This is a genomic window from Paracoccus simplex, assembly GCF_042648325.1.
Classification (GTDB): Bacteria; Pseudomonadota; Alphaproteobacteria; order Rhodobacterales; family Rhodobacteraceae; genus Paracoccus; species Paracoccus simplex.
Map to the genome: position 1 here is coordinate 54,904 of NZ_JBHRXE010000004.1, position 23,684 is coordinate 78,587.

Here is a 23,684-nt window from a genome sequence, read left to right on the forward strand (position 1 = left end):
ATGCGGTTTCTGCCTATCGGACCCCGCACCCTGCTGGCTGAACTGGACGATCTGGACCAGACGCTGGCGCTGTTCGACGCGCTCTTGGCCGATCCGGTGCCGGGCGTTTCCGAGATCGTCCCGGCGGCGCGCACGCTGATGATCCGCACCGCGCCGGGCACTGCCGCCGACGGCTGGCTGGCCGACGCGGTTCTGGCCCGTCAACCCGCCCCCGGCACCCCGCCCAATGCGCGCGCCAGCGAAACCGTCGAACTGCCGGTGACCTATGACGGCGAGGATCTGGCCGATGTCGCCGCCCATATGGGCCTGACCGAGGCCGAGGTGATCGCCGCCCATCAGGAAACCACCTGGCAGGTGGCCTTTTGCGGCTTCGCGCCCGGTTTCGCCTATATGACCTGCGACGATGTGCGTTTCGACCTGCCGCGCCGCCCGGCGCCGCGCACCCGAATCCCGGCGGGGTCGGTGGCGCTGGCCGGGCGCTTCTGCGGCGTCTATCCGCAAGAGACCCCCGGCGGCTGGCAGCTGATCGGCCGCACCGAGGTGCCGATGTGGGACCTGTCCCGCGACCCGCCGGCGCTGCTGCGCCCCGGCATGCGCTGCCGCTTCGTCGCGCGCAAGGCCGACATTCGCCCCTCGGCCGCCATCCCGCAGCCGCAGCCCGAAAGCGGGTTGCGCGTGCTGGCCACCGCCTTTCCCATCGTCTTTCAGGACGAGGGGCGGCCGGGGCAGGGCGGGCAGGGCGTCTCGGTCTCGGGGGCGCTGGACCTGGGCGCGGCGCGCCGGGCCAATCGCGCCGCCGGCAACCCTTCGGACGCGCCGGTGCTGGAGATCACCCTGGGCCCGGTGCGGCTGCGGGCCGACCAGCCGATGACCCTCGCCCTGACCGGCGCGGCGCAGGCCAGCGTCGCCGGCCATGCCATCCCGCGCGGCGCGGCTTTCGCGGTGGATGCGGGCGACGAGATCGCCATCGACCCGCCCGGCGCGGGCATGCGCAGCTATCTTGCCCTGCGCGGCGGCTTCCGGGTCGCGCCGGTTCTGGGCTCGGCCGCCACCGATACGCTGGCCCATGTCGGCCCCGATCCGGTCGCGGCGGGCGCGGTGCTGGCCGCCGCGCACCGTCCCGCCGTCGCGGCGGCCGCGCCGGAGCCTGAACCGGCGCTGCCGAAACCCGGCGATCTGGTGGAACTGCCCGTGACGCTGGGGCCCCGCACCGACTGGTTCACGCCCGAGATGGTCCAGCATTTCCTGACGCAGGAATGGCTGGTGACGCCGCAAAGCTCGCGCGTCGGCATCCGCCTGCAGGGCGAGGCGGTGACGCGCGCGGATGCGACCGAGCTGCCCTCGGAAGGGACCGAGACCGGCGCCGTCCAGATCCCGCATTCCGGCCAGCCGGTGCTGTTCCTGGCCGACCATCCGCTGACCGGCGGCTATCCGGTCATCGCCACCCTGCGCCCCGAGGCGCTGGACCTGGCCGGGCAGATCCCGCCCGGCGCCCGCATCCGCTTTACCGCCAGCGCCGATTTCGCCCCCATCACGCCAGAGAGGCCCGCATGACCCTTTTCGCCACCGGCCCCAGCCGCCCGATCCGTCGCCTGCTGATCGCCAACCGGGGCGAGATCGCCGTCCGCGTGATCCGCGCCTGCCGCGACGAGGGCATCGAAAGCGTCGCCGTCTATGCCGATGCCGACCGCGACGCGATCTTCGTGCGCATGGCCGATCAGGCGCATGCGCTGGGGGGCGACAAGCCCTCGGAAACCTATCTGGATGCCGGCAAGATCATCGCCATCGCCCGGGCGGCCGGGGCCGATGCCGTCCATCCGGGCTATGGCTTCCTGTCCGAGCGCGCCGATTTCGCGCAGGCCGTGCAGGACGCCGGGCTGATCTGGATCGGCCCCGATCCTAAGGTCATCGAGGCGCTTGGCGACAAGATCGAGGCCCGCCGCATCGCCGAGGCCGTGGGCGCGCCGCTGGTCGCCGGCACCCCCGGTCCGGTCGAAAGCGCCGCCGAGGCGCTGGCTTTCGCGAAGGACCACGGTCTGCCCATCGCCATCAAGGCCGCTTTCGGCGGCGGCGGGCGCGGCATGAAGGTCGCCTGGCGGCTGGAGGAGGTCGAGGAGCTGTTCGAATCCGCCACCCGCGAGGCGCTGACCGCCTTCGGCCGCGGCGAATGCTTCATCGAGCAGTTCCTCGACCGCCCGCGCCATGTCGAGGCGCAGGTGCTGGCCGACAAGCACGGCACCGTCAAGGTGATCGGCACCCGCGACTGTTCGCTGCAACGCCGCAACCAGAAGCTGGTCGAGGAGGCGCCCGCCCCTTTCCTGACCGACGAACAGCGCGCCCGCATCCACGATTCCGCCCGCGCCATCTGCGCCCATGCCGGCTATTCGGGGGCTGGGACGGTGGAATACCTGCTCTCGGCCAATGGCACGATCTCGTTTCTGGAAGTGAACACGCGGCTGCAGGTCGAGCATCCGGTGACCGAGGAAACCACCGGCATCGACCTGGTGCGCGGCATGATCCGCGTGGCGCAAGGGGCAAGGCTGGCCGACGAGACGGTGCCCGAACCGCGCGGCCATGCCATCGAGTTCCGCATCAATGCGGAAGACCCGGCCCGGGGGTTCCTCCCCACTCCCGGGCCGGTCGAGGTCTTCGATGCGCCCTCGGGGCCGGGCATCCGCATGGATAGCGGCGTGGCCCAGGGCTCGGTGGTGCCGGGCAGCTTCGATTCGCTGATGGCCAAGCTGATCGTCACCGGCGCCACCCGGCAGGAAGCCTTGCAGCGCGCCGAACGGGCACTGCGCGAATTCCGCATCGCGGGCGTGGCCTCGGTCCTGCCCTTTGCCCGCGCCGTGCTGGCCCAGCCGGATTTCCGCGCCGAGAACGGGGATTTCCGCGTCCATACCCGCTGGATCGAGACCGATTTCGCCGAGGCGCTGGCCGCGGCGGTCGCGCCCCATGCCCGGGTCGCGCCAGCCGCGCAGGCGCCGCTCTTGCGCCTTGCCATCGAGATCGACGGCAAGCGGCACGAGCTGGGCCTGCCCGCGACCCTGCTTGCGGCGCTGCCCTCGGGGGGCGGCGCTGCCGTCCCGCAACCCGCGCCCGAGGCGGACGAGGCGCTGCTGACCGCCCCGGTCCCCGGCACGCTGACATTGTGGCAGGCCGAGGATGGCGCCGAGGTCGAGGCGGGCCAGGTCGTCGCCGTCATCGAGGCGATGAAGATGGAAACCCGCATCGAGGCGCACCGGCCGGGCAGGCTGGCCCGCATCGTCGCGCAAGGCGATGTGCTGGGCTTCGGCGCGGCCCTGGCGCGGATCAACTGACCCGCGCCGCGCCGCGTCCGGCCCCGGTCAGATGTTCATCTGCGCGCCGATCTCGACCACCCGTCCGGCCGGGATGCGGAAATAGTCCGAGGCGGCGGCGGCGTTGCGCGACAGGGCGATGAACAGCTTGCCCTGCCAGCTTGGCACGCGCGAGCGGGTCGAGATCCGCAGCCGCCGCCGCGACAGGATGAACGAGGTCGCCATGATGTCGAATTTCCAGCCCTGCCGGCGGCATTGCAGCAGCGCCTGCGGCACGTCGGGCTCCTCGGCATAGCCATAGACCAGCGCGACGCGGCGGAAGCGTTCGTCGAGATCCTCGATCCGCACCCGGTCCGAGGCGGGAACGTGGGGCACCTCGGCGGTGGTGATGGTCAGGATCACGTTCTGCTCGTGCAGCGACTTGAAATGCTTGAGGCTGTGCAGCAGGGCCGAGGGCGCCAGGTCCGGCGTCGAGGTCAGGAACACCGCCGTGCCCGGCACGGTGGCGATGGAATCGGATTTCTCGATCTGCGCCAGCAGCGCACCCAGCGGCAGTTCGGCCTCGCGATCCTTGGCCAGCACGATGGCGGTGCCGCGCATCCAGCTGGCCATCGTGACCAGCACCGCGGCGGCGATGCCCAGCGGCACATAGCCGCCCTCGCCGATCTTGATGAGGTTCGCACCCAGGAATGTCGCATCCAGCACCAGGAAGGGCAGCATCATCGCCACTGCCAGCCACAGCGGCAGCTTCCAGTGCTTCCAGGCGACGATCATCGCCAGCATGGCGGTGATGACCATGGTCCCGGTGACGCTGATGCCATAGGCCGAGGCGAGGCTCGAGGACGAGCCGAAGATCATCACCAGCGCCAGCACCGCCAGCATCAGCCAGCGGTTCACGCCGGGCATGTAGATCTGGCCCTGGTGCTCGTCCGAGGTGTGGCGGATCTTCATGCGCGGCAACATGCGCAATTGCACGGCCTGCCGGGTCAGCGAATAGGCGCCGGTGATGACCGCCTGGCTGGCGATGATGGTGGCCAGCGTCGCCAGGATCACCACCGGCAGCAGCGCCCAGGCCGGGAACATGTGGAAGAACGGATTGGCCATCGCCTCGGGCCGCGACAGCACCAGCGCGCCCTGGCCGAAATAGGTCAGCAGCAGGGCCGGGAAAGCCACGAACAGCCAGGCCATCTGGATCGGCTTGCGGCCGAAATGGCCCATGTCGGCATAAAGCGCCTCGGCCCCGGTCACCGCCAGGAACACCGCGCCCAGCACCACCAGGCCCAGCTTGCCGTTGTCCAGCAGGAAGCGCAGGGCGTGGATCGGGTTCAGCGCCGCCAGAACCTCGGGGTCCTGGACCATCCAGTGGATGCCGCCGGCGGCCATGACCATGAACCAGATCAGGGTGATAGGCCCGAAGAACCGCGCCACCGCCTCGGTGCCGCGGTTCTGCACCAAAAACAGCGCGATGATGATGGCGATGGCGATGGGTTCGATGAACGGGTCCACGCCGGACGTGACCAGCTTCAGCCCCTCGATGGCCGACAGCACCGAGATCGCCGGGGTGATCGCCGCATCGCCATAGAACAGCGCCGCGCCGATCAGCCCCAGCACCAGCACCACCCGGTTCTGCCGCCCCATGGCCCGCTGCGCCAAGGCCAGCAACGACAGCGTGCCGCCTTCGCCCTGGTTGTCGGCGCGCAGCAGGATCAGCACGTATTTCACCGTCACCACCAGCACCAGCGCCCAGACGATCAGCGACAGCACGCCCAGCACGTCCTCGCGCGCCACGCCGCCATGGCTGGCGCCGGTGGCCAGCATCGCCTCGCGGAAGGCGTAAAGCGGCGAGGTGCCGATATCGCCATAGACCACCCCGATCGCGGCCAGCGACAGCCACAGCAGCCCGCCGCGGCGCGCCGCGTCATCGGGCATATGGGTATCAAGACTTGCCATGCGTTTATTCCCAAGCGCCGGAATCACCTCCGGCAGAGGGCGCAGCATGCCTCGGCGTCGCGTAAGGGGTCGACAGGGATTCCCGGAAAGGGTGTAAGGAATTCGTAAAGACCATGGACAAGAGGCTTGTCGTCGCGCCAGATCCGGTCATGGACAAGTTCGACCCGCCACGCCTGCCGCCTGACGATCGCCGCTGGATGACAGCGCCGCGGCCGGGCGGATTCCTGGGCGCGGCGCTGCTGCTGGCGGCGGTGACGCTGGCGGCGGACCGGCTGCACGAGCTGTTGCCCGAGAACGTCTCGATCCTGCTGTTCCTGACCGCGGTGCTGGTCAGCGCCGCCGCCTTCGGCTTCTGGGTCGGACTGGCCAGTGCGGTCGGTGCCATCGCCGCCTTCAACTACCTGTTCGTCGAGCCGCATTTCACCCTGCACATCGCCCGGCCGCGGGATCTGGTCACCCTTGCCGTCTTCCTGCTGGCGGCCGCGCTGACCGGGATCCTGGCCGGGCGCCTGCGCGAACAGGTGGACGCGGCCAAGGGCCGGGCGGCGGCGCTCGAGGTGGTGTCGCGGGTCAGCGGCGACCTGGCCGGGGCCAGAAGCACCGAGGACGTGGCCCGCATTGCGCTGCGCCACCTGCACGGCCTGTCGCAGGGCCCGGCCGTGGCGCTGCGCGCCGAAGGCGGGCGGTTGCAGCTTCTGGCGGCCGAGCCCGACGGCCACCTGCCCGAGGCCAGCGATCTGGACGCCGCCGATATCGCCTTTCGCCGCGGTCGGGCCGAGCTGGCCGCGGCGAAAGGCTGGAGCGGCTCGCGGCTGAGTTTCTATCCGCTGAGCGTGCAGGACGGCGCGGGGAACAGGCGCGGCATCGTGCTGGGCCATGCCCGGCTGGACCCCGATCGCAGCGACAAGGACTGGCGCGAAAAGACCATCGAGGTGGTGCTGGGGCAGTCCGGGCAGGCGCTGCAGCGCCTTGCCCTGGCCGAGGCGGCCGAGGCCGAGCGCCGCCGCGCCGTCACCGAGGAGACGCGGGCGGCGCTGCTGGCCTCGCTGTCGCATGACCTGCGCACGCCGCTGGCGACCATTCTGGGTGCGGTGACGACGCTGCGCGAGCTGGGCGCGACGCTGCCGCCGGCCTCGCAGACCGACCTGCTGGCTGCGATCGAGGAGGAGTCCGAGCGCCTGGCCCGCTATGTCGAGAAGCTGCTGCAACTGACCCGGCTGCAGGCCGGGATCGCGGCGCAGATGGCCTGGGTCGATGCGGGCGACGCGGCCCTGGCGGCGGTGACGCGGGCGCGGCGGTCCTGGCCGCGGGCGCAGATCGCGGCCGAGCTGGCACCGCTGCCGATGATCCGGGCCGAGGCGGGGCTGCTGGAGCAGGCGCTGTTCAACCTGGTCGAGAACGCGGTGAAATACGCGCCCGGGCCCATCCGGCTGACCGGCGCGGTCGAGGGGCCAGAGCTGGTGCTGGCGGTCTCGGACAGCGGTCGAGGGCTGCCGGCCGCCATCGCGACATGGCTGGCTTCCGAGGAGGCGGTGGGCGCGCCGCCCGGCGCCGGGCTGGGCCTGCCGATCTGCAAGGGTATCGCCCGGGCGCTTGGCGGGCGCATGACGGCGGCGCGCGGCGTCTCGGGCGGCGCGGTTCTGGCGATCCGCCTGCCGCTGCCGCCGGATCCAGGCGGCAAGGGTGCGGCATGAGGGAAAGGCGCCTGATCCTGATCGCCGATGACGAGCCGCAGATCCAGCGTTTCCTGGGTCATGCGCTGGTCGCCGCCGGCTATGACACCTGTCTGGCCGCCACCGGGACCGAGGCGCTGGCCCAGGTCGCGGCGCAGGAGCCGGACCTGATCATCCTCGATCTCGGCCTGCCAGACATGAACGGCAAGGAGGTGATCGAGCGCTTGCGGCTGCGCTCGGATCTGCCGGTGATCGTGCTCTCGGCCCATGACCAGGAGATGGAGAAGATCATGGCGCTGGATCTCGGCGCCGATGATTTCGTCGCCAAGCCCTTCGGCATCGGTGAACTGCTGGCCCGGCTGCGCGCCAGCCTGCGCCCGCGCCGGGCCGCCCGGGCGGAGCAGATCCGGCAGGCCGGGCTGGTGATCGACCTTGCCGCGCATCAGGTCAGCCGCGACGGCGAGCAGCTGCGGCTGACGCCCAAGGAATTCGACCTGCTGGCGGCGCTGGCCGGCAATGCCGGCCGGGTGATGACGCATCACCGGCTGCTGCAACTGGTCTGGGGCCCGGCGCATGTCGATGACGTGCCTTATCTGCGGGTCTTCATCGGCCAGCTGCGCCAGAAACTGGAACCCGATCCCGCAAGACCCGAATTGATCCTGACCGAGCCCGGCATCGGCTATCGCTGGGCCCCCGCCGCCGAAGGAGGACAGACCGCATGACCCGCCGCATCCTGCGCGCCGCCGATCACCGCCGCATGCCCTGGAAGAACGGCCGTGGCGAGACGGTCGAGATCGCGGTTTATCCCCAGGGCGCCGGCCTTGCCGATTTCGGCTGGCGTGTCAGCATGGCCGGCGTGACCGAGGACGGCGACTTCTCGAATTTTCCGCAGATCGACCGCACGCTGGCGGTGTTGACCGGCGAGGGGATCGAGTTGCAGGTGCAGGGCCAGCCGGCCCGGCGGCTGACGCCGGATGCCGCGCCGCTGGCTTTTCCGGCGGATGTGCCGACCTCGGCCCGGTTGCTGGCGGGGCCGATCAGCGATCTGAACGTCATGACCCGGCGCGGCGCCTTCACCCACCGGTTGCTGCGGCTGGCCGGGACGGCCGCCGTTCCGTGGGATGCCGCGCCGGAATGGCGGCTGCTGCTGGCTACCGCGCCGGTCGTGCTGGACTGCGCCGGCGAGGCCGTGACGCTGCAGCCGCTCGACGCGCTGCTATGCGAGGGGCCAGAGGCCGCGCTGCCCTTGCCCCCGGCCGCAGGCCTGTGGCTGATCGAGATCGCGCGGCTTTAGCTCTTGCGATTGCCGAGCAACAGGTCGCGGCCGGCGAAGATGCCGCCCAGGCATTCCATCTCGAACCGCTTGATGTCGCGGCCGCGGATGTCCTCCATGACCTCCTCGACCGCCTCGGGATCGTCGCCCAACCGCAGCAGCGCCTCGCGGCCCATGGCGAAGGCGCTTTCCAGCGTCTCGCGCAACTGGTAGTCGGCGCCGGCCTCGACCAGGTCCAGCGCGTGCTCGCGGTCGAAGGCCCGGGCCAGCACCGGCACCAGCGGGAATTCGTGCTTGGCCAGTTCCACGATCCGGGTCACCGCCTGCCTGTCGCCGGCCACGGCGACGATCAGCTTGGCCTCGGCGGCGCCGGCGGCATGCAGCACGTCCAGCCGCGAGCCATCGCCATACCACACCTTGAAGCCCATGGTGTCGGCGTCGCGGATGGTCTGCGGATCGCTTTCGACGATCGAGATGGAATGGCCGCGCGCGATCAGCGGCTGGCTGATGATCTGGCCCATGCGGCCGAAGCCGATCATCAGCACCCGTGCCTCCAGCCCCTGCGCGGCCTCGACGCCCTCCAGCGAAGGCGCGGGTCGCGGCGCCAGCCGGTCGTGCAGGATGATGAGCAGCGGCGTCAGCGCCATCGAGACGATGACGATGGCGGTCAGCACGGCGTTGTCCTGGCCGCTGATGATCCCGACCTGCAGGGCGCTGGAATAGAGCACGAAGGCGAATTCGCCGCCCTGCGCCATCAGCACGGCGCGCTCCAGTGCCTCGGACCGGCCGGCACCCAGCACCCGGCCGGTACCATAGATCACCAGCATCTTCAGGATCATATAGGCCGGCACGCAGATGGCGATCAGCCCCCAGTTCTGCGCGATGATCCGCAGGTCCAGCGCCATGCCGACGCCCAGGAAGAACAGTCCCAGCAGCAGGCCGCGGAACGGCTCGACATCCGCCTCGAGCTGGTGGCGGAAACTGGACTCGGACAGCAGAACCCCGGCCAGGAAGGCGCCCATCGCCATCGACAACCCGCCCCATTGCATCAGCAGCGCCGCGCCCAGCACCACCAGCAGCGCCGCCGCCGCCATCACCTCGCGCCCGCCGAACCGCGCCAGCAGGCCGAACATCGGGTTCAGCAGGTAGCGGCCCGCCAGCACCAGCGCGCCGATGCAGGCCAGCCCGATGGCGATGGCGATCAGCCGGGCGGGCAGGGTGACCTCCTCGCCCCCCGGGGCGAGGAAGGCGACCAGCGCCAGCAGCGGCACGATGGCCAGGTCCTCGAACAGCAGGATGGCGATGATGCGGCGGCCCCTGGGCAGCGCCATTTCATTGCGCTCGGCCAGCATCTGCATGACGATGGCGGTCGAGGTCAGCACGAAGCCGGTGCCTGAAACGAAACTGGCGGCGACCGGAAAGCCCAGCGCCAGCCCGACGCAGGTCAGCACGGCGATGGCCAGCAGCACCTGGGCAAAGCCCAGCACGAAGATCTCGCCCCGCATCGCCCACAGCCGCGAGGGCTGCATCTCCAGCCCGATCACGAACAGGAACAGCACCACGCCAAGCTCGGCGACATGGATGATCGACTGCGGATCGTGAAAGAACCCCAGCCCGTAGGGGCCGATGGCCAGCCCGGCAGCCAGATAGCCCAGCACCGCGCCCAGCCCCAGCTTGCGAAAGATCGGCACCGCGATCACCGCGGCCGCCAGCAGCACCACCACGCTAAGGAGGTCGGGGCCGCCGCCATGGCCCGCCGCCTCTGCCGCAAGGGCGGCCGTCGCCTCACCTGCCATCCATCCCCCAGTCCGCCGGTTTCCGGTTCCAGCCTAGCGCGGCGCCGGACAGGAACAAGCCCCGCCGCGCCGGCCCCAACTCCGGCCCTCAGCGCCAGCCCAGGGCCGGGGCGACATGCTTCAGGATCGCCTCGATCACATGCAGGTTGTAGTCCACGCCCAGCTGGTTCGGCACGGTCAGCAGCAGCGTGTCGGCCTCGGCGATGCCCTCGTCGCCGCGCAGCTCCTCGATCAGCCGCTCGGGCTCGGCCGCATAGCCGCGGCCGAAGATCGCGCGGGTCTCCTCGATGAAGCCGATCTGGTCGCTTTCCTTGCCGCCGCGGCCGAAATACATCCGGTCGCGATCGTCCATCAGCGCGAAGATCGAACGGCTGACCGAGACGCGGGGCGTGCGCTTGTGCCCGGCCGCCGCCCAGGCCTCGCGATAGGCGCGGATCTGCTCGGCCTGCTGGACGTGGAAGGGCTTGCCGTTCTCGTCATCCTTCAGCGTCGAGCTTTGCAGGTTCATGCCCAGCCGCGCCGCCCATTGCGCCGTGGCGTTCGAGGCCGCGCCCCACCAGATGCGGTCGCGCAGCCCGGGCGAATGCGGCTCGAGCCGCAAGAGGCCCGGCGGGTTCGGGAACATCGGCCGCGGGTTCGGCGGTGCGAAGCCCTGTCCCTCAAGAAGCTGCAGCAGCACCTCGGCATGACGGCGGGCCATGTCGGCATCGCTTTCGCCTTCGGCCGGGCGATAGCCGAAATAGCGCCAGCCCTCGATCACCTGTTCGGGCGAGCCGCGCGAGATGCCGAGCTGCAGCCGCCCCTGCGCGATCAGATCGGCGGCGCCGGCATCTTCGGTCATGTAAAAGGGGTTTTCATAGCGCATGTCGATGACGGCGGTGCCGATCTCGATGCGTTTCGTGCGCGCGCCGACCGCCGCCAGCAGCGGGAAGGGCGAGGCGAGCTGGCGGGCGAAATGATGCACGCGGAAATAGGCGCCGTCCGCGCCCAGTTCCTCGGCGCCCTGGGCCAGGTCGATGGATTGCAGCAGCACGTCCTGGGCCCTGCGGGTCTGCGAGGCGCGCTCGTCCGACCAATGGCCAAAGGACAGGAAACCGACCTTCTTTACGCCATTCTGGTTCACGGGGCGGCCTTTGGAGTTGTGGATTCCCGGGACATGGCGTCGCGGCGGCCGATTCCCCAGCCCGCCTGCCACGAGGGCAGGCGCAGTTCCGACGCCAGATGGTCGATGAAGCGGCGCAGCTTGGCCGGCATGGGCTGGACCGGCGGCCAGACCGCGACGATGGGCAGCGGCCTGGTGCCGAAGCCGGTCAGCACCCGTTCCAGCCGCCCGTCCGCCAATGCGGGGGCGACGACGAAACCGGGCAGCATGGCCAGGCCCAGCCCCTCGATGGCCATGTCGCGGATCGCTTCGCCGTTGTTCATCGACAGCCGCCCCGCGACCCAGGGCGAGACGAAGCGGTCGCGGTCCTGGAACTGCCAGAGCTGGCTGTTCGGCAGGTGGCTGTAGCCGATCACCTCATGCGCGCGCAGGTCGGCCAGGGATTGCGGGCGGCCCCTGCGGTCCAGATAGGCGGGGCTGGCGCAGGCGATGCTTTCATCCTCGCACAGCTTGCGCTGCATCAGCGCCTTGTCGCGCATCTTGCCGATGCGGATGCCGATGTCGAACCCCTCGCGCGCCAGGTCGCGGGTGCGGTCGTCGTAATCGACGGTGATCTCCAGCTCGGGGTTCTGGGCGGCGAAGCGGGCGATGATCGGTCCCAGATGCAGCACGCCAAAGCTCATCGGGGCCGAGATCGACAGGCTGCCGCGCAGCGGCGCCACGCCGTCCATGTCCCAGGCGGTGCTTTCGGCGGCCGCGATCAGCTCGGTCAGCGCCGGGCGCAGCCGCTCGGCCAGGCGCAGCGCCGCCTCGGTGGGGGTGATGCGGCCGGCATTGCGGCGGAACAGCGCCGCGCCCAGCGTCGCCTCCAGGTCGGTGACGCGCTTGCTGACCACGGATTTCGACAGGTTCAGCCGCGCGGCGGCGGCGGTGACGGTGCCCAGCTCCATCACCGTCAGGAAGGTTTCCAGATCGTTCAGGTCGTAGCGCATGGCGGCAGTTTAGCGGCTGCCGCGCCGTTCGCAATCGCAGAACGCGATGTTCGTGGCCGCTGCCGTGGCGGAAACGGCTGCGATGCCCGATATTGGCAGGCAAGAGAAAGGAGGCCCATCATGGAGCTGACCGGAATTCACCACCTGACGGCAATCACCGCCGACGCGCCCGGCAACAAGCGGTTCTATACCGACACGCTGGGGCTGCGGCTGGTCAAGAAAACCGTCAACCAGGACGACACCAGCGCCTATCACCTGTTCTATGCCGACGGGCTGGCCCGCCCCGGCACCGATCTGACCTTTTTCGACTGGCCGGCGGCGCCCGAGCGGCGCGGCACCCATTCGATCAGCCGCACCGGGCTGCGGGTCGCGCGCGACAGCCTCGACTATTGGGCCGGCCGGCTGGCGGATCGCGGCCTGACCGTCGGGCGGATCGCCACCACCGACACCCGCGCCAGCCTCGATTTCGAGGATCCCGAGGGCCAGCGTTTCCGCCTGACCGCGGACGCGCCCGGTGCCGAGCCCGCGCCCTGGGCGAAAAGCCCGGTGCCGGCACAGCACCAGATCCACGGGCTGGGGCCGATCACCATCTCGGTGCCCGATCTGGCGCCGACCGAGATCGTGCTGACCCATGTCATGGGGCTGCGCAAGACCCGCGACTATGCCAGCCCCGACGGCCACGGCACCGTCCATGTCTACGAGATGGGCCGGGGCGGCCCCGCGGCCGAGCTGCATGTCGCGGTCCAGCCCGATCTGCCCACGGCACGCCAGGGCGCGGGCGGGGTGCATCACGTCGCCTTCCGCGTGCCCGACAAGCCGGCGATCCACACCTGGGCGCAGCGGTTGGCCGAGCTGCGGGTGCCCAATTCGGGCGAGGTCGAACGCTACTATTTCCGCTCGCTCTATTTCCGCGAGCCGGGCGGCAACCTGTTCGAAATCGCCAGCGACGATCCCGGCTTCGCCGTGGACGAACCGTTGGAGAGCCTGGGCGAAACCCTGTCGCTGCCGCCCTTCCTGGAAGGGCAGCGCGCGCAGATCGAGGCGCGGCTGAAGCCGCTGGGCTGAGCCCCGCCGAAACCCAAGGCAAGGCCGCCGGATCGCTCCGGCGGCCTTTTCCATGCGCCGGGAAACCCGTTCGCAGCCGCTGGGCCGGCCGCCGCACTGGGGGGAGGGGACACAGGAAAGCCCGCCGTCGCCAAAAAAAACGGGCCATGAGAAAAGGGCGGTCGAAACGACCGCCCCCTTGTGCTGGTTGACCGGACGGCTTCAGGCGGTTTTCGCGCGCTGCGCCATGGTCGCCTCGGCCCACCAGGCCAGTTCGTCCAGCATGGCGTCCAGCGCCGGCAGCAGGTTCGCCTCGACCTCGGCCATCTCGCCATTGGCGCCCAGGGGCGAGACCTTGAAGAAATCGCCGCCGCCCAGATGCACGGCATTGCGCAGCGGCACCATCTGCAATTCGACGGCGATGCCGCGCAGATGCTCGATGGCACGGGCGGCGCCGACGCCGCCATAGCCCATGGCCGCCGCCGGCTTGCGGTTCCATTCCCTGTAGGCCTGGTCCAGCGCGTTCTTCAACGCGCCGCTGACCGAGTGGTTGTATTCCGAGGTCACGAAGACATAGCCGTCGAACTCGGCCAGCTTCTGCTGCCATTTCACCGCGCGCGGATCTTGCGACGGCACCCAGAGATTCGAGGCGACCTCGTCGAACAGCGGCAGGTCGTAATCGCGCAGATCCACCAGTTCGAAGCTCATGTCCTCGCGTTTCTGCGCCTGCTCGAGCAGCCAGGCGGCCGGCTTGTCGGCGAAACGCGCGGCGCGGGTCGAACCAATGATGATGGCGATATGCGGTTTCTTGGTCATGGATCAGGTCCTTCGTGATGGTCTTGCGGGCCGGTTGCGGCCGCGGGGGTTGAATATCGTGGCCTCAAACTGGCCGTCGCGGAGCTTACGGACAAGCCAACCGGAATCGGAAGCGGCGTTCGGAAATCGGAAACAGCTTGCCCGGCGTCCAGAAAAGAACGGGCGGGCCTTGCGACCCGCCCGTCCAGCTTCACCGTTTCACAAATACCCATGCGGCAGCGCGGCGGGGCGCCGCGCTGCCTGTTGCGCCCTCAGTCGCGGCCCAGCCACCCGGCGGCCAGCGTCACGTCCTCGGGCAGAAGCTCGTGCCCGGCCTCGACGGTCCGTGCCTGCAGCGCCGCCCCACCATTCCGCAAGGCACGCTCCAGTGCCGGGGCCATGCGGGCGAAGGGATCGCGGGCGCCGGTCAGCATCAGCACCCGGCTGCCGGCCAGGGCCGGCGCCTGCAGCGCCGGCGGCTCCTCCAGCACCTGCATGGCGCGCAGCAGGACCGCGTGGCCGATCAGGCCGGGATGCAGCTGCAGCACCGCGCCCAGCAGGTTCGCGCCATTGGAATAGCCCAGATAGGTCAGCGCCTTGGGGTCCAGCCCATAGGCGCGCACCGCCTCGTCGATGAAACCGGCAAAGGCCCCGGCCTCGGCGCGGATATCGGCCTGGTCATAGGTCACGGCGTCATAGCGACGGAACCAGCGGTTGATGCCCTCCTCGGTCGAGCGGCCGCGGACGCCCAGCAGCGTGGCGCGTGGCGCGATCCGATGCGCCAGCGGCATCAGGTCGGATTCGTTGCCGCCGGTGCCGTGCAGCAGGACGATGGTGCTGCCGTCCGGGTTTTCGGGGCGGTGGAAGCGGTGGATGAAATGCAGATCGCGCATCGGGTGCCTTTCCTCGCCCGGCAGGGCGAATTGCGGCAGGATCACGCGCAGGTCCTCGGCGCGGGCCGCGTCATGGGGCGGGACGAACAGCGTCTCGCCCAGGTTCTCCGGCGCCTCGTCCAGGGTGAAGCCGGGGGCGTCGGTGGCATATTCCAGCAGCGTTCCCGCCGGCTCGCGCACATAGAGCGACAGGAAGTATTTCCGGTCATGCACGCTGGTCGCGTCGGTGTCCTTCAGCGCCAGCCGCATCCGGCGCACCGCATCTTCGTCCGGCGCCCGGAAGGCGACGTGATCCAGGATGCCGGTGCCGGGAATGCCCGGAAAGAAGCCGCTGGCGTCGCGGATGTCGACGGTATCCGTGTCGGATTCCATGCGCTGCACCGCGCCCTCGGCCGTGCCGGGGCGATAGCCGAAGCGGGCGATGAAATCGCGCGTCACCCGCGGCTGCTCGGTCAGGATGGTGACGCCGCGCAGCCGCGTCGGCGCGATCGGATCGGGCAGCGGCGCGGCGGCCGGCAGGTCCACCCCCACCAGCTTGACGATCACGCCGTCGGGGTCTTTCAGCCGCAGCACCGTCTCGCCCCTCTCGCGCAGCGGTCCCTCGACCGGCACGCGGGCGGTCATGGCGCGGGTCAGCCAGTCGCCGATGCTGGCGGGCGGCACGGCCAGCGCGATTTCCGCCACCTGGCCATGGCCGACCCGGCCCGGCGCCCCGTCCTCCCACACCAGGAAGGTGACGAGCGAGCCCGGCGTGCCGAGCGCGTCGCCATAGAACAGGTGCAATTGCTCGGCATCCTCGAAACCGCCGGTGCGCTTGACCAGGCGCAGGCCCAGGAAGCCGGCGTAGAAATCGACATTGGCCTGCACCCGGCGGGTGATGCCGGTGACGTGATGGATGCCGGTGGGCATGGTTTTTCTCCTCAGGTGCCCTCTTCGCGGGCAAGGACGGTCTGCACGGCCGGATCGGCCGCGATGCGGTCATGCAGGGCCTGCACATGGGCCCAGCCCTGGGTGCCTTCGGGCAGCAGCTTCGCCGCCCAACGCAGCATCGGAAAGGCATAGGCGTCGATCACCGAGCGGCGGCCGAGAATCCAGTCGCGCCCCTCCAGATGCGCGTCCAGCAGCGCCAGCCGCTGGCGGACCAGTTTGCGCGCGGCCTCCTGCACCGCCTCGCGGTCGGCCTGCTCGCGGCTGGTGGTATAGCGCTGCGGCGTGAACAGCGGGAAGAAGGCCGGATGCAGGTCGCCGGTGAAAAAGCTCGACCAGCGGTCCAGTTCCGCCTGCGCCCGCAGGCCGTCGCCGCCGGCCAGATCGGCCTCGGGGTGCTTGCAGGCCAGATGGTGCAGGATCGCGCCCGCCTGGGTCAGGGTCCAGCCGTCATCCTCGCGCAGCACCGGCACGGCGCCGGCCGGGTTCACCGCCCGCAGTTCGGCCGAGCCGAATTCGACCGCCACCGCCTGATAGGGGGCGCCGGTCCATTCCAGCACGATATGGGGCGCGAGCGAGCAGGCGCCGGCATGGTAGAACAGGGTGGGCATGAAATCCTCCGTCTTGCGATGCGTTCAAGATAGCGCCGCGCCGCGTTTTCCCAACCGACAAGGGCGGGAACACGGCGTTCTGCACTGTCGAACGCGCCGGGCAGAGGATCGGTTCAGGCGCTGTGCGCGCCGCCCGCCAGATCCGCGACGAAGCCCAGGATCTCGGGCACCGGCCGGCCCTCGCCGATCAGCTTGACGATGGCGCTGCCGACGACGCAGCCATCGGCCACGCCCGCCACCGCCTGCGCCGCCTCGGGGGTCGAGATGCCGAAGCCGACCACCACCGGCAGTTCGGCGCCGGCGCGGATGCGCGCGACCTCGGGCGCGACCTCGGCGGCATTGGCGGCCGGGCCGCCGGTGATGCCGGTGACCGAGACGTAATAGACGAAGCCCGAGGTGTTCTTCACCACCGCCGGCAGGCGGCGGTCGTCGGTGGTCGGCGTCGCCAGGCGGATGAAGTTCAGCCCGGCCTCGCGTGCCGGCAGGCACAGCTCGGCATCCTCCTCGGGCGGCAGGTCGACGACGATCAGCCCGTCCACGCCGGCCGCGGCGGCCTCGGACAGGAAGCGGGCGACGCCACCCTGGCGGGCATAGATCGGGTTGTAATAGCCCATCAGCACGATGGGGGTGGCGCTGTCGGTTTCGCGAAAGGCGCGCACCATGTCCAGCACCCGGGTCACGCTGCCGCCGGCCGCCAGCGCCCGCTGGCCGGCCGCCTGGATGGTGGCGCCGTCCGCCATCGGGTCGGTGAAGGGCATGCCCAGCTCGATGATATCCACGCCGGCGCCGGGCAGGCCGCGCATGATCTGCAGCGAGGTGTCGAAATCCGGGTCGCAGCCCATCATGTAGGCGACGAAGGCCTTGTCGCCGGTTTCGGCCAGCCGCGCGAAAGTGTCGTCGATTCTGCTCATGCGCCCGTTCCCTCTTGTTCCGCCAAGCCCTAGCCCGCGCCCGGGGCAAGATCAACGGCCCGCCACTGGACTCGGGCGACGCCGCCCCATAATAAGCGCGGAAATCCGGGGAAAGGGATGCATCATGGGCTTTCGCATGGGGATCGTCGGCCTGCCGAACGTGGGCAAATCGACGCTGTTCAACGCGCTGACGAAAACCGCCGCCGCGCAGGCCGCGAACTTCCCCTTCTGCACCATCGAGCCGAACGTGGGCGAGGTCGCGGTGCCCGATCCGCGGCTGGACGCGCTGGCCGGGATCGCCGGCAGCAAGCAGATCATCCCGACCCGCATCACCTTCGTCGACATCGCCGGCCTGGTGAAGGGCGCCAGCAAGGGCGAGGGGCTTGGCAACCAGTTCCTGGCCAATATCCGCGAGGTCGACGCCATCGCCCATGTCCTGCGCTGCTTCGAGGATGGCGACGTGACTCATGTCGAAGGCCGCGTCGATCCCATCGCCGATGCCGAGACCATCGAAACCGAGTTGATGATCGCCGACCTGGAATCCATCGAGCGGCGGCTGGCCAATATCCAGCGCAAGCTGAAGGGCGGCGACAAGGAGGCGGTGGCGCAGGAAAAGCTGCTGAAGGCCGCGCAGGCCGCGCTGGAGGCCGGCAAGCCCGCCCGCACCGTGCCGGTCGCGGACGAGGACCGGAGGGCCTGGGACATGCTGCAACTGCTGACCGCGAAGCCGGTGCTGTTCGTCTGCAACGTCGAGGAAGACAAGGCCGCCGCCGGCAACAGCCAGTCCGAGCGCGTGGCGCAGATGGCGGCCGCGCAGGGTGCCGGTCAAGTGGTGATCTCGGCCAAGATCGAGGAAGAGATCAGCCAGCTTCCCCCCGATGAGGCAGGCATGTTCCTCGAGGAGATGGGCTTGCACGAAGCCGGGCTCGACCGGCTGATCCGCGAGGGCTACAAGCTGCTGGGTCTGGAAACCTATTTCACCGTCGGCCCCAAGGAGGCCCGCGCCTGGACCATCCACAAGGGCACGCTGGCCCCGCAGGCGGCGGGCGTGATCCATGGCGATTTCGAGCGCGGCTTCATCCGCGCCGAGACCATCGCCTATGACGACTATGTCGCCTTCAAGGGCGAGGCCGGCGCGCGCGAGGCCGGCAAGTTCCGCGTCGAGGGCAAGTCCTACGAGGTCAAGGACGGCGACGTGCTGCATTTCCTGTTCAACGCCTGACCGCCTTGATTCCAAGGGTTTCTCCTTGGGGTTGAGTGACGTTACGGCACAACCGGATCTGGCGTTTTTCCGCCCGATTGTGACTGAACCGTTCGGTCAGAGCCGTTAGCATGCCGGCCGCGCCGCCCACGTCGGGCGGTGTGCTTCACGCGCTGTCTGAAGAAGTCTCAACGCAACAGAAAAGGGCCAACCATGGCGGACTTCACGATCAATGCGAATGGATTCGGATCGTTTTATGAAAATGTCGGAAACAACGGCACCGACGACCAGGTGACGGTGAATATCGGGCCGTCGTTCAGCGGCACCATCACCGTCGATTCGCAGCCTGCCGATAATGAAATCGACGATACCATCGTCAACCTGCCCGAGGGCTGGTCGCTGCAGGTGGACAATCTTGCCGAGGATGACGGCGAGGATCCGGGCTACAAGGACTGGTCCTATCGCGTCCTCAACAGCGAAGGCCAAGAGGTCGGCACGCTGAGCATCCGCAGCAACAACATCCAGGGTGTGCCCTGTTTTTGCCGCGGCACCCTGATCGAGACGCCGAACGGTCCCGTCGCCATCGAGACGCTGGCGGCCGGCGATCTGGTCATGACCCGCGACAATGGTGCGCAGGTGCTGCGCTGGATCGGCAGCACCCAGCTGTCGGCCACGCAACTGCTGCAGGCCCCGCATCTGCGGCCGATCCGCATTCGGGCGGGCGCGCTTGGCGCCGGCCGGCCGGTGTGCGATCTGCTGGTCTCGCCGCAGCACCGGATCCTGGTCCGCTCGGCCGTAGCGCAGCGGATGTTCGGCGCGCCCGAGGTTCTGGTCGCGGCCAAGCAATTGCTGCTGCTGGACGGCATCGACATCGCCCCCGAACTGGATCGGGTCGACTATTACCATATGCTGTTCGACCGGCACGAGGTGGTGATCTCGAACGGCGCCGAGACGGAATCGCTGTATACCGGGACCGAGGCGCTGAAGGCGGTCGGACCGGCCGCTGCCGCCGAGATCTTCGCCCTGTTCCCGGAACTGCGGGATAAGGACTTCCGGCCCGAGGCGGCGCGGCTGCTGCCCAGCGGGCGGCGATCCCGCAAGCTGGCCATGCGGCATCTGCAGCACCGTCGGTCGCTGGTCATGTGAAACTGCGGGGCCGGGCCACGCCCGGCCCCTGCATACGCCTTTTTCAGTTCGAGAAGGCGTTGATCAGTTCCAGCACCGCCAGGATTCGGCGGGTGCTGCTGTCCACCCGATAGATCCGGTCGTCGTCGCGGTAATAATCCCAGCCGCGGCGCTGTTCCAGCGCGTAGCGCCGCGGATCGCCGATGAACCGGTAATCGCCGGCGCGCAGATATTCCCCGACCCGCGGATTGTGGCGGGAATGCTTGCGGGCCTGGCCGGGCGGCACGCAGGCCCGGTCCTTTTTCATCAGGCCCGGCGGGCAGTGCCAGCGGACCTCCTGCCGGTGATGGTGGCGGCGGTCGTCGTCGTGGCGCTGGTGGTGGTGGCGTTCTTGTCGGTCATGCCGGTCGCGGCCGCGATCCCGGTCGGCCAGTGCGGGGGTGGCAAGGCTGCCGGCCAGCGCAAGGATCAGGGCAAGCCGGAAGGGGCGTTTCATTCTGGATCTCCATGGCAGGGCTTCTGGTGCAGAATAACGCGCCGGCAGCCGCGGGTTTAGCGGTGATGCCGCGAAATTGTAGGACGGCGGCGGCCATGCGCGGCAAGCCGCCGACCCCGGTTTCAGCGATGGCTCGGGGCCTGCGCGAGCATCATCCGGCCGGCGCGGACCGAGCCGTCATGCACATCGGCCTCGATGGCCGCGCACAATGCGGGCAGGTCGCGGCCCCGCATGGCGCCCAGCATTTCCTTGTGGTGGTCGGCGGCGGTGATCCCGGCCAGATGCTCGATCGCCCGGCGCTGGAAGGGGCCGAGCTGCAGCCAGATGCTTTCGATCAGCGGCATCGCCGCCTGGTCGGGATTCAGCCCGTAAAGCATCTTGTGAAAGTCCTGGTTCAGCCGCGTCAACCCGTCGAGGTCATGGCCGGCCAGGGCGACGTCCATGCATGCGTCGATCCCGGCCAGCCGGTCGATGGCGATGTCCGAGATCCAGGGGAAGGCGCGGGCGGCGGCGTGGGTCTCCAGTGCGATGCGCAGTTGCACCAGTTCCTCGAACCGGCCCGGCGTCATCTCGGGCACCCGCAGCCGGCGGTTGCCCAGCACCTCGATGGCATGTTCGGAGCTCAGCCGCCGGACCGCTTCGCGGATCGGCGTCGGGCTCAGCCCCATCTGTTCGGCCAGGCCGCGGAAGGTCAGCGCCGTGCCGGGTCGCAGCGCGCCGACCATGACCGCATTGCGCAGCCGGCCATAGGCATATTCCTGCGTCGTCATCGCCGCGCTGCGCGGGATCTCGGGAAGCAGGGGCTGGACCATGGCAGGCGCTCGGGCTGGGGCAGGGGCGGCCAGAATGACGCAGACGCCGGCTTGACTCAAGGCGATAATCCATCACATCATAAGAAATGATATCACAAAATTCCAGATGTGATCTGGTAGGAGCACGATCATGACCACCGTGGATGCCACGGCCTGGCTTGCCGACCGGCCGGAGATCGAGACGATCTTTGCCTGCATCTGCGACTTGAACGGCGTGATGCGCGGCAAGCGCGTGCCGGTCGACCAGCTGGACAAGATCACCTCGGGCGCGCTGCGCATGCCGCTGTCGCTGCTGGGCATGGACATCTGGGGCGAGGATATCGAGGGCAACGAGCTGGTCTGGGACACCGGCGATGCGGACGGGATCTGCGAATTCACCGGCCGGCCGCTGAGCCCGGTGGACTGGACCTCGCGGCCTGCCGCCTTCGCCCAGCTGTGGATGCGGCAAGAGGACGGCACGCCCTTTCCGGGCGATCCGCGCCGGGCGCTGGCCGAGGTGGTCGAGCGTTACCGGGCGCGGGGCCTGACGCCGGTGGTGGCGACCGAGCTGGAATTCTACGTCGTCGACCCCTCGGGCTCGGTGCCGCAGCCGCCGCGTTCCCCGATCACCGGCAAGCGGCTGGATTCGGACGGCGCGCTGTCTCTGGACGAGCTGCAGCATTTCGACGCCTTCCTGAACGAGGTCTATGACTGCTGCGCCGCGCAGGGGATCCCGGCCGATGCGGCGATCTCGGAAAACGGCGCCGGCCAGTTCGAGATCAACCTGCTGCATGTCGCCGACACGCTGGAGGCCGCCGACGACGCGGTGCTGTTCAAGCGGCTGGTGCGCGGCATCGCCCGCAAACACGGTTTCGCCGCCACCTTCATGGCCAAGCCCTATGGCGAGCGGGCCGGATCGGGCATGCATGTGCATTTCTCGCTCAGCGATGCCGAGGGCCGGAACGTCTTCGACGATGGCGGCGAGGCGGGGACCGCGATCCTGCGCCATGCCGTTGCCGGGCTGATCCGCACCATGCAGGAAAACGCGCTGGTCTTCGCCCCGCACGAGAACAGCTTCCGCCGGCTCTTGCCCGGCGCCCATGCGCCGTCGGCCATCGCCTGGGGCTACGAGAACCGCACCGCCGCCATCCGTATCCCCGGCGGCAGCCCCAAGGCGCGGCGGATCGAGCATCGCGTCGCCGGCGCCGACGCCAATCCCTATCTGGTGCTGGCCTCGATCCTGGGCGGCGCGCTGCTCGGCATCGAGAACCAATGGGAGCCGCCGCCGCCCATCACCGGGGACGCCTATTCGCTGGATCTCGACTCGCTGCCGCCCGATTGGGCCTCGGCCATCGAGGCTTTTTCCCGCGGTGCGCTGGTCGAGCGCATCTTCAGCAAGCGGCTGCGGCGCATGTTCGTGCAATGCAAGCAACAAGAGCTGCGCCGCTTCACCCGCCATGTCACCGAATTCGAATACCATTCCTATCTCGAGGCCGTCTGATGTCCGCGACTTCCTATGCCGGCAGCGGCGCCTATCCCGCCAGCTATTACGCCGCCTCGGCCAATCCCGCGCCGCTGCGCCCCGCGCTGGCCGGGCTGCACGAGACCGAGATCTGCGTGCTGGGCGCCGGCTATACCGGGCTTTCGACCGCCCTGCACCTGGCCGAAAAGGGCTACAAGGTCACGGTCGTCGAGGGCGCGCGCATCGGCTGGGGCGCCTCGGGGCGCAATGGCGGGCAGATCGTCAACGGCTTGAACGCCAGCCTGCAGACCATCGCCCGGCGCTACGGCCAGGACACGGCGCGCTTCGTCGCCGGGCTGGTCATGGAGGGCGGCGACATCATCCGCGAACGCGTCGCCACCTATGGCATCCAGTGCGATCTCAAGCCCGGCAACGTCTTCGCGGCGCTGACCGGCGCGCATATGCGCGAGCTCGAGGCGCGCTGGAGGCTCTGGCGCAGCTACGGCATCGACAGCCAGGAGATGCTGGATGCCGCCCGGATGCAGGACCATATCGTCACCGACCGCTATGTCGGCGGCATGATCGACCACAGGGGCGGGCACATGCACCCGCTGAACCTGGCGCTCGGCGAGGCGGCGGCGCTGGAAAGCCTGGGCGGGACCATCTTCGAGATGTCGCCCGCGATCTCGGTCGATCACCAGGCCGCGACACCCAGCCTGCGCACCGCCGGGGGCGAGGTGCGGGCCAGGGTTCTGGTACTGTGCGGCAATGCCTATCTGGGCCATGTCGTGCCGGCGCTGGAACGGCGGGTGATGCCGGTTTCGACCCAGATCATGGCGACCGAGCCGCTGGGCGAGGCGCAGGCCCGCGCCCTGATGCCCTCGGATGCCTGCGTCGAGGACGTGCGCTACATCCTCGACTATTTCCGCATGTCGGCGGATCACCGGCTGCTGTTCGGCGGCGGCACGGTCTATGGCGGGGCCGATCCCCGCGACATCCAGGCCAAGCTGCGGCACAATATGCTCAAGGTGTTTCCGCAACTGGCCGAGGCGCGGATCGACCACGCCTGGTCGGGGAATTTCGCGCTGTCCTTCAGCCGGGTGCCGCAGATGGGCCGGATCGGTGCGAACACCTATTTCGCGCATGGCTATTCCGGCCATGGCGTCACCGGCAGCCATACCTTCGGCCGCATCCTCGCCGAGGCGATCCATGGCGACAGCGCGCGCTTCGACACCTTCGCCGCCGTTCCCTGGATCCCCTTCCCGGGGGGGCGGATGCTGCGCGTGCCCTATTCGGTGATCGGCTCCTGGTGGTATGCGCTGCGCGACCGGCTGGGGGTCTGA

The 23,684-nt window shown here is 69.5% G+C and carries 20 protein-coding genes; 10 read left to right on the plus strand and 10 right to left on the minus strand.

Translation table 11 applies throughout. The features are described 5' to 3' along the window. Both ACFOMP_RS01325 and ACFOMP_RS01330 read left to right on the plus strand, forming a co-directional pair. The gene (locus ACFOMP_RS01325) at positions 1 to 1,554 is read left to right on the plus strand and encodes a 5-oxoprolinase subunit B/C family protein (RefSeq protein ID WP_379027608.1); all 1,554 of its coding nucleotides are present in this window, start codon (positions 1 to 3) and stop codon (positions 1,552 to 1,554) included. Then, complete coding sequence (locus ACFOMP_RS01330) at positions 1,551 to 3,320, plus strand: acetyl/propionyl/methylcrotonyl-CoA carboxylase subunit alpha (protein WP_379027609.1); 1,770 nt, start codon at positions 1,551 to 1,553, stop codon at positions 3,318 to 3,320. Before ACFOMP_RS01325 ends, ACFOMP_RS01330 begins: the two co-directional genes overlap by 4 nt. A 27-nt stretch (positions 3,321 to 3,347) precedes the next feature. Here ACFOMP_RS01330 and ACFOMP_RS01335 read toward each other — a convergent pair whose 3' ends face one another. Beyond that, positions 3,348 to 5,249: a potassium transporter Kup gene (locus tag ACFOMP_RS01335; protein ID WP_379027610.1), complete on the minus strand. Its 1,902-nt coding sequence runs from the start codon at positions 5,247 to 5,249 to the stop codon at positions 3,348 to 3,350. 113 nt (positions 5,250 to 5,362) lie between these two features. Between ACFOMP_RS01335 and ACFOMP_RS01340 the strand changes: the two genes are divergently transcribed. From ACFOMP_RS01340 to ACFOMP_RS01350, 3 genes are read left to right on the plus strand one after another with little or no spacing between them, the layout of a single operon-like run. After that, entirely contained in the window at positions 5,363 to 6,943 is a 1,581-nt protein-coding gene (locus ACFOMP_RS01340; protein ID WP_379027611.1) for a DUF4118 domain-containing protein, read from the plus strand. Then, positions 6,940 to 7,644, plus strand: coding sequence for a response regulator (locus ACFOMP_RS01345; protein ID WP_379027612.1), 705 nt, complete (start codon positions 6,940 to 6,942; stop codon positions 7,642 to 7,644). The genes ACFOMP_RS01340 and ACFOMP_RS01345 overlap by 4 nt, the downstream gene beginning before the upstream one ends. After that, on the plus strand, positions 7,641 to 8,216 hold the full coding sequence (locus ACFOMP_RS01350; RefSeq protein WP_379027613.1) for a HutD/Ves family protein: 576 nt from the start codon (positions 7,641 to 7,643) through the stop codon (positions 8,214 to 8,216). The genes ACFOMP_RS01345 and ACFOMP_RS01350 overlap by 4 nt, the downstream gene beginning before the upstream one ends. On the opposite strand, the gene ACFOMP_RS01355 is transcribed toward ACFOMP_RS01350, so the two are convergent. The 3 genes from ACFOMP_RS01355 to ACFOMP_RS01365 form a co-directional block, all read right to left on the minus strand. Further along, positions 8,213 to 9,991: a monovalent cation:proton antiporter-2 (CPA2) family protein gene (locus ACFOMP_RS01355; protein ID WP_379027614.1), complete on the minus strand. Its 1,779-nt coding sequence runs from the start codon at positions 9,989 to 9,991 to the stop codon at positions 8,213 to 8,215. The two genes, ACFOMP_RS01350 and ACFOMP_RS01355, sit on opposite strands and share 4 nt — an antisense overlap. An 88-nt stretch (positions 9,992 to 10,079) precedes the next feature. After that, a complete protein-coding gene (locus tag ACFOMP_RS01360) occupies positions 10,080 to 11,114 on the minus strand; it encodes an LLM class flavin-dependent oxidoreductase (protein ID WP_379027615.1) in 1,035 nt (344 codons plus the stop codon). After that, complete coding sequence (locus tag ACFOMP_RS01365; RefSeq protein WP_289896247.1) at positions 11,111 to 12,085, minus strand: LysR family transcriptional regulator; 975 nt, start codon at positions 12,083 to 12,085, stop codon at positions 11,111 to 11,113. The genes ACFOMP_RS01360 and ACFOMP_RS01365 overlap by 4 nt, the downstream gene beginning before the upstream one ends. A gap of 120 nt (positions 12,086 to 12,205) precedes the next feature. On the opposite strand from ACFOMP_RS01365, the gene ACFOMP_RS01370 reads away from it, so the two are divergent. Continuing rightward, the gene (locus ACFOMP_RS01370) at positions 12,206 to 13,150 is read left to right on the plus strand and encodes a ring-cleaving dioxygenase (RefSeq protein WP_379027616.1); all 945 of its coding nucleotides are present in this window, start codon (positions 12,206 to 12,208) and stop codon (positions 13,148 to 13,150) included. 201 nt (positions 13,151 to 13,351) lie between these two features. Here ACFOMP_RS01370 and ACFOMP_RS01375 read toward each other — a convergent pair whose 3' ends face one another. From ACFOMP_RS01375 to trpA, 4 genes are all read right to left on the minus strand, one after another. Further along, complete coding sequence (locus ACFOMP_RS01375) at positions 13,352 to 13,945, minus strand: NADPH-dependent FMN reductase (protein WP_289896245.1); 594 nt, start codon at positions 13,943 to 13,945, stop codon at positions 13,352 to 13,354. 251 nt (positions 13,946 to 14,196) lie between these two features. Further along, positions 14,197 to 15,726 carry a VOC family protein gene (locus ACFOMP_RS01380; protein ID WP_379027617.1) on the minus strand — a complete coding sequence of 510 codons (1,530 nt, stop codon included), beginning with the start codon at positions 15,724 to 15,726 and terminating at the stop codon, positions 14,197 to 14,199. Positions 15,727 to 15,737: 11 nt separating this feature from the next. After that, the gene (locus ACFOMP_RS01385) at positions 15,738 to 16,355 is read right to left on the minus strand and encodes a glutathione S-transferase family protein (protein ID WP_379027618.1); all 618 of its coding nucleotides are present in this window, start codon (positions 16,353 to 16,355) and stop codon (positions 15,738 to 15,740) included. A 113-nt stretch (positions 16,356 to 16,468) separates the two neighbouring features. Continuing rightward, positions 16,469 to 17,266 carry a tryptophan synthase subunit alpha gene (trpA, locus tag ACFOMP_RS01390; protein WP_379027619.1) on the minus strand — a complete coding sequence of 266 codons (798 nt, stop codon included), beginning with the start codon at positions 17,264 to 17,266 and terminating at the stop codon, positions 16,469 to 16,471. Between the two features lie 124 nt (positions 17,267 to 17,390). Between trpA and ychF the strand changes: the two genes are divergently transcribed. Both ychF and ACFOMP_RS01400 read left to right on the plus strand, forming a co-directional pair. After that, positions 17,391 to 18,488, plus strand: a complete 1,098-nt coding sequence (ychF, locus tag ACFOMP_RS01395) for a redox-regulated ATPase YchF (protein ID WP_289896241.1) — start codon at positions 17,391 to 17,393, stop codon at positions 18,486 to 18,488. Positions 18,489 to 18,680: 192 nt separating this feature from the next. Next, positions 18,681 to 19,613, plus strand: a complete 933-nt coding sequence (locus tag ACFOMP_RS01400; RefSeq protein WP_379027620.1) for a Hint domain-containing protein — start codon at positions 18,681 to 18,683, stop codon at positions 19,611 to 19,613. 43 nt (positions 19,614 to 19,656) lie between these two features. Here ACFOMP_RS01400 and ACFOMP_RS01405 read toward each other — a convergent pair whose 3' ends face one another. Beyond that, the gene (locus ACFOMP_RS01405; protein ID WP_289896239.1) at positions 19,657 to 20,088 is read right to left on the minus strand and encodes a hypothetical protein; all 432 of its coding nucleotides are present in this window, start codon (positions 20,086 to 20,088) and stop codon (positions 19,657 to 19,659) included. 122 nt (positions 20,089 to 20,210) lie between these two features. Further along, the gene (locus tag ACFOMP_RS01410; RefSeq protein ID WP_379027621.1) at positions 20,211 to 20,900 is read right to left on the minus strand and encodes a GntR family transcriptional regulator; all 690 of its coding nucleotides are present in this window, start codon (positions 20,898 to 20,900) and stop codon (positions 20,211 to 20,213) included. Positions 20,901 to 21,339: 439 nt separating this feature from the next. Between ACFOMP_RS01410 and ACFOMP_RS01415 the strand changes: the two genes are divergently transcribed. Next, positions 21,340 to 22,380 carry a glutamine synthetase family protein gene (locus ACFOMP_RS01415; RefSeq protein ID WP_379027683.1) on the plus strand — a complete coding sequence of 347 codons (1,041 nt, stop codon included), beginning with the start codon at positions 21,340 to 21,342 and terminating at the stop codon, positions 22,378 to 22,380. Next, positions 22,380 to 23,684, plus strand: coding sequence for an NAD(P)/FAD-dependent oxidoreductase (locus tag ACFOMP_RS01420; RefSeq protein ID WP_379027622.1), 1,305 nt, complete (start codon positions 22,380 to 22,382; stop codon positions 23,682 to 23,684). Before ACFOMP_RS01415 ends, ACFOMP_RS01420 begins: the two co-directional genes overlap by 1 nt.